Source organism: Bacteroides cellulosilyticus DSM 14838 (assembly GCF_000158035.1).
GTDB classification, from domain to species: Bacteria; Bacteroidota; Bacteroidia; order Bacteroidales; family Bacteroidaceae; genus Bacteroides; species Bacteroides cellulosilyticus.
This window is the reverse complement of the sequence record NZ_EQ973490.1, coordinates 1,385,830-1,398,110: the sequence shown is the minus strand read 5'-3', so window position 1 is coordinate 1,398,110 and position 12,281 is coordinate 1,385,830. Positions and strand designations below refer to the sequence as shown.

Sequence of the window (12,281 nt, the reverse complement as noted above, 5' to 3'; positions counted from 1 at the left end):
ACGATCAACCTCAAGGTACTTTACAAAGGACAGCCCGCCCGCAACTACGATTACACGTATTTCGACGGTCGCGACTGGTCCAATATATTCTCAGCCAAAGACGGTACAGGCATCGTGGAACTTCCTGTGCTTGCCAATGCCCGCAATCTGCAACTACGCACCGAGTATATGTTTGAAGGTGAAGCCAATATCGACAACGAACTGTCAGAAGTGATGGGAACCGTCAACCCCATAGCCATGCGCAACTGCGCCTTGAAACTGGAAGGGGAGGAGCCGAAACCTGGTGAAGAAAAGACCGAAGAAGCCTTAATGGCAGAATCAGACAGTGCCACCACCACAAACAGCGGTATGCATTATTTGTCCACCATGGAATCCGCTGCCTACGACGATACCATGAAGAAAGTAGAAAAAGCTATTCGTACGCGCAATTTCACCGATATCCAATCCTTATGTACCGAAAGCGGATATGAAATGTTCAACCGCCTCATCAAATACGGACAAGGCAAGATCATCAACGAACCGGAATTCAGATTCTTAGAGTGCAATGGGGAAGTAACTTGCCGCAGTCTTCCCATGAGTTTCAAGTTCAGCAACCAACGCACGTTTGTAGAAGATGTAGTGTTCACCCTGAACAAAGAAGGTAAGATAGATTGCCTCTCCTTCGGCCTCAACAAACCTGCCGTAGACGATATCATGAACCAGACATCCTGGAATGATACCGTACGCAACGTACTTATCAACTTCCTTGAAAGTTATAAGACGGCTTATGCTTTGAAGCGCTACGATTATATCAACAGCATTTTCTCTGATGATGCCCTGATTATCACCGGTTCAGTACTGAAACACACTGCCAGCAACGAAGGACAGGCCATGAGCAAGCAAGCTGTAAAATACACCCGTCAGACAAAGTCGGAATACATGAAGAAATTACAGCACATCTTCCGTAGCTCAGAATTCATCAACCTCCGCTTTGCCGACAACCAAGTTCGCAAGTCGGGTGTAGGAGGTGAAATTTACGGTATCCAGATCAAGCAGGATTATTTCTCGTCCAGCTACGGTGATACAGGGTATTTGTTCCTGATGGTAGACCTGAACAACCCTAAAGAACCGGTGATCCACGTCCGCACATGGCAACCGGAAAAAGACCCGAACTTCGGACTGATAGATTTGAGCCACTTCTGATTCTCTAATTTCACCACAGAGTAGCACAGAGTCCCACAGAGTTTTGATTTCAAATTAATCTAAAACTCTGTGGGACTCTGTGCTACTCTGTGGTGAACATGCAATAAAATAGCAGGACAGCAATTCTTTTGTCACGGTTTTCCGTTACAAACAAAATATTTTACTAACATCTTTTAATTATTGGAATAAAAAAGAATAACGGGACAGAAATTATATATATATTTGTAACGAAGATTATTAAACAACATTTTACACACTTAATTTATGGGTCAACAATACGCATTTAAGCATGCGCACGTCATTAGACATGTATGTATGCTATTGTTCTTGTTGCCGTTCATGATGGGCTGTGAAGAAGACAAAGAGCCTTCAGTTTATTCACCGACACTGACTACCAACAGTGTTACGGGCTTGAGCCGTTTTGGAGCTACTTTCCAAGGAACGGTGATGAAGCATCCCGGCAGTACCGGAGAACTGAAAATAGGCTTCCTTTATTCCACATCAGCCAGCTTGAGCAACGCACAAGAAGTCAACGCTACCCCGGGAGACGGCAACAACTATACTGCCACAGTCCAAGGACTGAAGCCCGGAGAAAAGTATTATTACTGCATCTTTGCTCGTAGCGGTAAGTCCGTCATCAAGGGAAAGAGCAGCAGTTTCAGTACTGAAGACGCTATTCCGCCTTCACTAAGCATCGCCGAGGCCACTAACGTTACCGAGTACAGTGCCACCCTCTCTGCCAGTATTACAGACAATGGTGGTTACGAGCCTACAGTACGAGGCTTCGCTTATGCCATTTATATTGAAAATGCCGCTGAACCTACCCTCGACGACAATATCAAGCTGCCATTCGGTGATGATTTCACCGTAGAACTGACAGATCTGGTGGCAAACACCACCTATATTGTACGCCCTTACGCCACCAATGATGCAGGAACAGGCTACGGTGAATCGGTAAAGTTCACCACCACTCAACAAAAGATTCCGATGGTCATAGCGAATGGAACCGGTAGCCTTGCCAATAAACCGGTAGAAGCGGTTGCTTACGAAGCAGTTTGCCTGGGTGCCGTAACTCAGGATCACGGCTTCACAGTGGAAGAATACGGTTTTTGCTATAGTACCGAAAGCCGTCAGCCCACCGTCGAAAGCAGCCAGAAGGTACAGGCTATGGATGGAGCACAACGTTTCTCCGCTACGCTAACAGGGCTGACAGCCAGTACCAAATATTACATGCGTGCATATGCCAAGAATGAAAAAGGCATAGGCTACAGTTCGACCGTAGAATTTACCACAGATAAAGAGCAGGTAGTATCGCTGACACAAGCCACTGTTACTGCTCTGACATCTTCTACCGCTACTATCACAGCCCTAATGGCCTACGAAACGGAAAGCGTTATTAAGGAGAAGGGTATCTGCTACGGCAAAGATCCCAACCCCACCATAGAGGGAGGTAAAGTTACGGACAGCAGCACCGAGCAGAAAGTAACAGCCACCATCACCGGACTGACAGAAGGAGATACTTACCATGCCCGTGCCTATGCGATCACCCGTGACGGTACATTCTACAGCGGTGACATTCAGTTCAATACAGAAACTACATTCGCACCTACCGTTGCACAACCCAGGGTATACGACCTGACGGAGAATGGGGCCAAAGTGAAAGCTACCATTTCGACTAATGGCGGACTGGAAGTAACGGAAAAAGGGGTCTGCTACAGCAGCACAAATTCCAAGCCGACTCTGGAGGATACCAAAGCGATATCTACGGAAGCTGACAATAATATTCTCGTCAACCTTGGCGATTTGCAGGGTGGTGTCACCTACTACGTCCGCGCATTTGCTACTAACGCCAAAGGCACAGGGTATAGCACCGTAGAGCAGTTTACCACAACAAAACATACGGAACCTACACTGAATGGTCTGAATGTGATTAATATCAAAGATGATAATGCGCAGGCCAGTGCCAACATTGCCAACTTAGGCGGTGACGGAGAAACGATTAAAGAACGTGGATTCGTGGTTTCTACCGGCAGCAATCCAAGTGTAGATGACGGTTACTCGCTGAAGTTTGTATCGAAAGACACTAAAGAGGCTTTCACTGCGCAACTAACAGGATTAAGCTATAAGACTTTATATAATATACGCGCGTACGCTACTAATAATGTGGGAACAGGATACAGCCAGGCACTCTCCTTCGAGACGGGTAGCAGTAGTAGAGCCACATTGGGAGAGTTAATATGTACTAAGAGTGAGGCGCACAGCCTTAGTTTCTCCTTTGAGGTCACTAATACCGGAGGTGCAGAGTTGACGGCACAAGGTTTCAAATGGAGAAAATCCGGTGAAAGCGAATATACCAACGCACCGGGTACCCTTACAGGAAATACGGTAACAGGGACAATTACTGGATTGACGGAAAACAGCGGATATTATGTGTATGGGTATGTGACCAATAAGAACGGAGAAACGACCGTCGGTCATAACAACTTCAATACAGCTAAGTTGCCTCCGGGAGAAGATGATAATCCCACTCCGGGAGATGATGACAATACCCGCAAGCCTAAACTCAGCTACCTCAATTACTCTGAGGTATACGCTACGACGGCATGGCTCAATTGCAGCATCAACGATGAAGGTAACCTAAAGATTACCGAGAAAGGGTTCATCTACAAAGTGGATGATGGCACGGAAGTAACTATAGACAACGGTACCAAGATCGTGATTACCACCAGCGGCACCGGCATGAAGACCAAGCTGACCGGACTGACAGGTAAAACCACCTACCGCGTACGTGCATACGCCATCAACGCCAAAGGTACAGGCTACAGCAGCGAACAATACTTCACCACTGAAGATGCCGACAAACCCGGTCCCGGAGGCGATGACAACCCGACACCGGAACCCCAAAGCAGGAGCATAAACAAATAACATTATTCAGAATAATATAAAAAAGATATATCATGAGACTAAAGAAACATTTCTACGCATGTATATGCATGCTGCTTATAGGCATTGGTAGCCTGCAAGCCAAAGAAGTCACATTGACAGAAGCCGGAACACTGTCCGGCATGATCAGCAACGAAGAATTGAATTCGCTGACAGAACTCACCGTAAACGGACCTGTTAACGGTAGCGACATCAAGATAATACGCGCCATGGGAGGTACGCTGAAAACACTGAATATGAAAAACGCTCGAATAGTGGAAGGCGGAGACAGTTATTACCTGACCGATAAATTCACCCAAAATGACGTAATAGGCGACTATATGTTTTACGCCATGACGGCAATGGAAAAAATTGTAATGCCAAAAGATGTGTGGACTATTGGTTCCTGGAATAATAATAATCCTTGGAATGCGGACAAGACAAAGCTTTCGGGACATCCCGCAAGCTACAATTCATCGTATAGTAATAATGATAATTTCGGTTGCGCGTCTTTTTATCAGTGCGTCAATCTCCGAGAAATAGAATTCCCGACCACATTGGTTTATATCTGTTCCAAGGCATTTGGAAACTGCGTGAAACTGACATCCGTCACTATTCCCGAAGGAGTGGAATTATTAGGAAACAGTATATTCCGTAACTGTTCTGAACTGGTAAGCGCATCCTTGCCATCGACTTTAGGCAATCTCAATAAAATAAACAGTAAAGATTATAGCGTCGGCTATACAAATATCAATGGGGCAATGGACAGCAATTCTAATATTTCCCAACCCAGCTATGAAAGTTCTTACGGTTGCTTAGCTACTTTCTACAACTGCCCCAAATTAAAAGATGTCACTTTAGCCGAAGGAATTAAGTTACTGATGAACCGCATGTTCCTGAATTGCACCGCGCTTACCTCCATCACCTTGCCATCTACACTGACACGAGTGAACAGTGCTTTCATAGGCTGTTCCGGTTTAACAGAGATCACTTTCCCCGAAGCAGTGGTTGAAATTGGAAGTTTGGCCGACTGCACAGGTCTGACTACACTTTCCATTCCGAGCAATGTCAATGTTAACGATTTCTTTTGTACAAACTGTACCGCTCTGACTTCCGTCAACTTCAAAGGTAACGTAGGTACCCGAATATCCTCAACTTCTTTTTCCGGTTGCGCTGCTTTAACCAGCGTCAATATCCCCACAGGAGTGGTCACTATCGGCAATAACTCTTTTGACGGTTGCGCCTCTCTTGCCCAACTGACTATGCCCGAACCTCTGGCAACCATAGGTGAATATGCCTTCCGTAACAGCGGACTGACCGGCATTACCTTTCAACGTAATCTCACCATTATCGGCAAATACGCTTTTGATGGTTGCAAAGACTTGGTTTCCATCAACTTTCCCGCCAACGTAACGGAAATCAAGGAATATACTTTCAACGACTGCGGAAAGTTAAAAAACATCGAGTTACCTAATGGTTTGATCTACATAAAAGACTACGCCTTCAACGGCTGCGCTTCTCTGGGAAAAGTAACCATCCCTGGCGGTGTACAAAACATCAGCCCAGGTGCTTTCAAGAATAGTGGACTGACAGAAGTTATCCTAAAAGAAGGAGTGATGAGCTTGAGTAACAACTCATTCGACGGATGTCTATTATTGAAAAAAGTCACCTTCCCCACCACCATGAAAACCATTGGAGGTTTCAGTAACACCGGTATCAAGGAAATAGCATTCGCCGAAGGAGCCACACCGGAAGCTATCAGTGATTACGCTTTCCTCAACTGCGACAGCCTAAGCACCATCACACTGCCCAACTCCATCAAGAGCCTCGGAACAGGAGCATTCTATGATTGCGACACGCTGAAAACCGTGAAACTGCCTACAGGTATTACAAAAATAGCTAAACAAGCATTCTACCACTGCGGTTTCCTGCAGAGCATCACGATTCCTCAAAGTGTGACAGAAATAGGAGCTGAGGCATTTGCCGCTTGTTCTAAACTGACTACTATATCCCTGCCTTCAGCATTGACTACCATAGGGATTGCCAGTTTCCACAGCACTGGTCTCACAAGTATCACGCTGCCCGAAGGAATGACAACTATTGAACCGGGTACGTTTGGTAAAAGCAAGCTGAAAAGCATCAAGTTATCCAAATCCTTAAAGCAAATTACCAGCAATAATGAAAGCTATAATTTAGGAAGTCTACCTAATGAATACTATGATTTCCGAAAATATATCAATATGTACAGAGATGATAGCGGCGCATTTCAAAACTGTAAAGAGTTGGAATCCATTGATCTCAATGGTGCAGTATTGACAATATTAGGTAGCTATACATTTAATGAGTGTGATAAACTGCGCAGTATTGACCTTTCCTCCACCAAATTGGAAGAGATACCAACTTCTGCTTTTTACTCTTGCGATAGCTTACGCGCGATAACTTTCCCGAGCACCGTAAAAACAATAGGACAGCAAGCTTTCTATTACAACTTGTCTTTGGAATCTTTGAAGATGCCGGCTGCTTTAACCAGCATATACAACAATGCTTTCAACGAGTGTAAGAAGATCAGAAGTATCGATCTATCGGCTACTTCACTCACTAAAATCGAAAGTTGGTTCAGCAATGTAGATAGCCTACGCACTGTAAAACTACCCAGTACCGTTACCGAAATTGGAGAGAGTGCTTTCGCCGGTTCTCCTATTGAGGAGATCAACTTCCCCGCCAGTCTGACAACAATCGGCAACTACGCATTCTCCGGCAATCGCCTGAAAACCGTAGATCTTTCTGCTACCCAATTCACTACTATCAATAACTGGTTTGCAAACAATAACAAACTAAGAACTGTGAAACTTCCAGAAACAGTAACAACTTTAGGGGAAAATGCTTTTAACAATTGTTATATTACAGGAATTAACTTCCCCTCAAGTCTGACCACCATTAGTAATAATGCTCTCAACTACTGCCAAATCGATACTCTGCGCCTACCTGCTACTGTTACCGAAATTGGAAATAGTGCTTTCCGCTATGCCAAATTCGACTGTGTTGAAATACCAAGTACTGTAACAAAAATTAATTCCAACGCATTCTATGACGCAGAAATCAGAGGCTCATTGAACATTACTCCTAATGCCGCTCTTGCATGGGCAGATGGTACTCCTTTCCGATGCTATGGCAGTGAATATATCACAAATGAAGATGGCACTTCTTACAACAGATACTGGCACCTGCCCGATGTATACTGGAACTCCGCAGCTGAATTCCCCAGAGACAAATTCGGACAGATAGACAACCTATACCTGCCTGCCAACGGTTCTGTAAGCAACAACAACGACATCGGCTACATCTTCTACAACGGTCTGACCAAACGTATCGACATAGCCTATACCAATGAGAACAGAAAATATAGTTTCTCAGTAAACAAAGAAATGAAGACTCAGATGATCAACTACCGGAAGTACTTCAGCACAACTAGCGGTTATGGTGAAGCAGCTGGATGGAAAACAATAGTGTTACCTTTCGACGTGAAGGAGATTTCTTATGAACGAGATGGATATAATGAAAAAGACACTGTTGCCTTGGCTCCCTTCGGAAGTAAAGCTTTGGAAACTGCCGGAACATTACCTTTCTGGCTCTATGAACTGGGAACTGATGGCAATTACAAGGCCGCAACAGAGATCAAGGCACACAAAGCCTACTTAATCTGTATGCCTAATAACGACAAGTATCCTAGTGAAAACAACATCTCAGGATACGTCAACTTCACCACTTCCGACGCCACCAACGGTGTCACGCTGAAACCTACTGCCGGTGCTTTGAAGCGCAGCAAAGGAACCAAATTTGACTTTGTGCCCACATACGAGGGAGTGATGCAGCACGATACGGTATATGTGCTGAATGAAAACAATTCATACTATGCCGATGACAAAACATATCAACGCGGTAGTGTGTTCATCAAAAATTATAGTGAACGCTATTCAAGCGATCCTGCCGTCTACCCCTTTGAAGCATACCTTGTGACTAACGAAGGCAAGACCTCAGTAGCCAGCGCCCCCATGCTCTACAGTATCGGTGGCGGTGATGGCACTATCACCGGCATCGAAGACATTCCATTCGCCACTCCGGAAAAAGCAACAAAAGCTTATAGCCGTAACGGCGTCCTCTACATCAACACAAACGCTGACCGTACCATCAACATCTATGACGTTACCGGACGTACCGTACGCATCATTGAAGCCCGCGAAGGCATGAACGAGGTGCACGGACTGGACAGTGGCATCTACTTGCTGGAAGGTCAGAAAGTCGTTATCGGACGATAACCAAGAGAATTGAGAACGAAATAGAAACGTGAATAAACGAACAATAGAATGAAATCAAACAAACTGAAATGCTGGCTGGCAGCGGTAGTGGTAGCAGTGATCTGCTGCCCCGCCGCACTGGCGCAACAAAGCAAAATAGCCGTAGCATCGTTTAACCGAATGGAAACGGACATCACGGCACGCGTAACCGCCCCAAAGAAAGACCAGAACGGTGAGGTCTGCGCCTTGATTCGTATCGTGACCAACGTGAAGGACCTGATGTTTGAACCGGACGCACTCGGCATCACGGCACGTGAGAACAAAATCGGAGAAATCTGGCTTTACGTTCCCCGTGGCGCACGTCGTATCTCTATCCTGCATGACCAGCTGGGTATCCTGAGAAACTACTTCTACCCGGACATCATTGAAAAAGGCACCGTATACGAAATGGTGCTGAACACCGGAGACAGCGAAGACAAGCCCGTTGTAGAAAATAACATGCAGTTCTTCGTACTGCGTCCCGAACCTGCCAACGCCAACGTGTATGTAGATGATGAACAAGTGCCTATCGAAAACGGACTCTTCTCTGCAACCATGCCCAAAGGCGAACATACTTACCGTGTAGAAGCTCCCATGTATCAACCGGATGCCGGAATCGTTACATTGGGCAGCGAACAGGTAATCAAGAGTGTCACCCTGAAACCCAAGTTCGGCTATGTAGAAATCTTCTCACTGCCCGAACAGGATGCCGACGTTTATATCGACAGCGTTCTGGTAGGTAAAACCCCTTACCGCAGCGACCGTATGGCCATCAAGGAATACAAAGTACGCATCGAGAAGCAAACTTACTTCCCCATCGACACCCTACTGAACGTGACCGCCGGTGAAACGGTACGTCCCACCTTCCACATGGAATCTACTATCAAGCCTAAAGTACCGATGAATACTCTCGTCATGCTTCAGGCCGGATACAATCCTAATGGAACCACCTTTGGTGCCATGCTGGGATTCGGACGCAAGAACGGTTTCTATGTAGGTTTCCGTAGCGACTTCGGTTCGGCAAGCGGTGAACTGGAATGCGATGAGAACGGCATCATAACAGGTAGTGAAGAAACTACCGCTCCTTTCTATAAAGAAGGAACGAAAAACAAATCACGCATGTCTATCACAGGCGGTTACTTCCGTCAACTGGGCAAGAAGTTCTATCTCTATGCCGGTGCCGGATACGGTACTCGCACACTGACCTACGAACTGGCAGCTCCAATGACAATAGGTGACAAAGAATATGCTGAAGGCACACAGGTGAAAGATATGGATAACTCAGCCACAGGTGTAGCCGGTGAACTGGGTGGTATCCTGCGTTTCGGCAAGTTCTGTATTTCGGCAGGTTTCCACACTGTAAATTTCAAGTATCACGAAGCAACCGCCGGTCTGGGATTTGTATTCTAACCTACTAAACAAGCGAATTACAATGAAAATAAATCAGATAAAGAACGTGGTTCTCCCTTTATTGCTTCTATTCTGCCTGATAGGTTGCAGTGAGGACAAAGAGCCGCAGACATATCCGCCCACGCTGGTGACCAACAGCGCCGCAGAGCTGACCCGTTTCGAGGCCCTTCTCTCCGGTAGCGTTGTGCCACATGCAAACAGCGTTGTGAAAGCAGAGGTATTCTTCCTTTTTGCCAAAGGAAATACTTTAGTCGATGCGGAAGAATTTACAGCCACCCCGGACAATACGACGGAAGGCAGATACGTCTGTACCATTGACGGATTAACTCCGGGAAATGAATACTGTTACAGCATTTGTGCCCGTAGTGGAGGCAGCATAGCCAAAGGCGAAGTAATTAAGTTTGAGACCCTCTCAAGTACTGCCCCCGTACCGGCAGCAACCATCGCTACCAACATCAATGAAAATGGAGCATTACTAAGCAGCGACATCACCGATAATGGAGGACAAAACGTTACACAACGCGGGTTTGCTTACAAAGTTTATCAGGAAGGTATGCCGGAGCCAACCACGTCTGACAAAACCCGGTCCGTCAGCCTGGAAGCCGAAACTTTCAGTGTCCAGATTTCCGACCTGCAAGCCAAAACCAAGTACATCGTCAGAGCTTTCGCCATCAACAAGGCGGGAACCGGATATGGAGAGGCCGTCACTTTCACAACCGAAGAGTTGAAGATTCCTCAACTGACATGCAGCATGGGCACCGTTACGGCTTTTGCCGCCACGCCTTCTGCCACCGTCAGCACCAACGGAGGCTTCAAGCTGACCGAATATGGTTTTTGTTGGAGTACTGAAAGCCAAGTACCTACCATCGAAAACCTGAAGACAGTGACCGGCAATAGTGAAACAGCCAACTTCAGTGAAGTCATAGAGGATCTGAACCCCGAAACAACTTACTATCTGCGCGCTTATGCCACCAATGAGAAGGGTACGGGATATAGCAACATCCTCACCTTCAAGACTGAACAAAAACAGGTGGCTACCCTGACCAAGCCCGAAGCAAGCAAGATCGAAGTAACCTCTGCCACTTTAAGCAGTACCATCACAGTGCCTTCGGGTGTAGAAGTTACGGAGAAAGGTATCTGTTACAGTATTTTCTCTACCAAACCGGCAACAGATGGACAACACACCGTTGATAGCAGTCAAGGAAACGCTATCAGTGTAAACCTGAAAGATCTGAACGAGGGCGCTACTTACTATGCCACCGCTTATGCCACAACACGCGACGGTACATTCTACAGCGAAGCTACCCAATTCACTCTGGGACGCACGTATGAGCCTACTGTTGCCATCTCCGAAGTCACCGGAGTAGGTGAAACGGAAGCAACCGTAAATGCCACTATTAAGACTGATGGCGGACGTGATATCACAGAAAAAGGAATCTGTTGGAGTAGTACCTCTTCGACCCCTACCCTCGAAAACGATGCGTTTATGAAAGCCGAAGGTGCAGGAAACAACTTCAGCCTGAAACTGACTTCGCTGACCAAAGGACAGAAATATTACGTACGTGCCTACGCCAAAAACGTAAACGGCACCGGCTACAGTCCTGCCTTCGAGTTTACCACTGCCTTGACAAAAGCTCCTGAAGTAGTGAACATGGCAATGACTGCCGTCCACGACGATCATTCCACTGCCCAAGCTGTTATTTCTGATAAAGGTGGCCTTGAAATCACTGAAAAAGGATTTGTATATTCCACCACAGTAGTCAGCCCTACTATAGGTGCAGCGGGAGTCCTCAAAATAGTATCCCAATCCACCGATGACACCTTCACCGCCGAATTGACAGGATTAACCTATCAGAAACGCTACTATATCTGTGCTTATGCCACCAATGCCAAAGGCACATCCTATAGTTCGGCCACCAACTTCTTTACTTCCACCTCTTCTACCCCGAATACCAACGCATCGGTAAAAGAGGGGTCGATAGGCAGCACTACTGCCACCATGGAAGGCAAGATTGCCAGTGATGGCGGCGACGGAAGCGAAGAACTTGAAATCAGTGAAGTAGGCTTCTGTTGGAGTGAAAACACTTCAGAACCAACCATAGATAAGGACAGTCATGTGAAAGCCACTTTGGATAAGGAGAGTAAGACTTTCACCGTCGACCTTACCGGTTTGAAAGCATATACTTACTATTATGTACGTGCTTATGCCAAAAATAAGAATGGAGTGGGATATAGTTATTACACTACTTTCCGTACCGAACGCACTACACCGGGAGGAGACGATAATGTTCCACCGGGAACAACTACAAAAAGTGTGAAATAAAACGATACGGACCTTAGTATTGTTTCCTCAGCCCTTGCTTTGTCAGCACAAACAAAGCAAGGGCTGACTGTTTATTAGAACAAACATACTCGGTCACAGAAGGACTCGCA

General features: G+C 46.2%; 4 protein-coding genes and 1 pseudogene. All 5 read left to right on the top strand.

The window, feature by feature from the left end; all coding sequences use genetic code 11:
• Window positions 1-1,182 (top strand): annotated as a pseudogene (locus tag BACCELL_RS27340) (LPP20 family lipoprotein); the annotation flags it as partial.
• A 264-nt stretch (window positions 1,183-1,446) separates the two neighbouring features.
• Complete coding sequence (locus tag BACCELL_RS09710) at window positions 1,447-4,107, top strand: fibronectin type III domain-containing protein (RefSeq protein ID WP_007211568.1); 2,661 nt, start codon at window positions 1,447-1,449, stop codon at window positions 4,105-4,107.
• A 32-nt stretch (window positions 4,108-4,139) separates the two neighbouring features.
• Window positions 4,140-8,420: a leucine-rich repeat domain-containing protein gene (locus tag BACCELL_RS09705; RefSeq protein WP_149949333.1), complete on the top strand. Its 4,281-nt coding sequence runs from the start codon at window positions 4,140-4,142 to the stop codon at window positions 8,418-8,420.
• A 48-nt stretch (window positions 8,421-8,468) separates the two neighbouring features.
• The gene (locus BACCELL_RS09700; RefSeq protein ID WP_007211566.1) at window positions 8,469-9,848 is read left to right on the top strand and encodes a PEGA domain-containing protein; all 1,380 of its coding nucleotides are present in this window, start codon (window positions 8,469-8,471) and stop codon (window positions 9,846-9,848) included.
• Between the two features lie 22 nt (window positions 9,849-9,870).
• Complete coding sequence (locus BACCELL_RS09695) at window positions 9,871-12,171, top strand: fibronectin type III domain-containing protein (protein ID WP_007211565.1); 2,301 nt, start codon at window positions 9,871-9,873, stop codon at window positions 12,169-12,171.
• The last annotated feature ends 110 nt before the right edge of the window (window positions 12,172-12,281 follow it).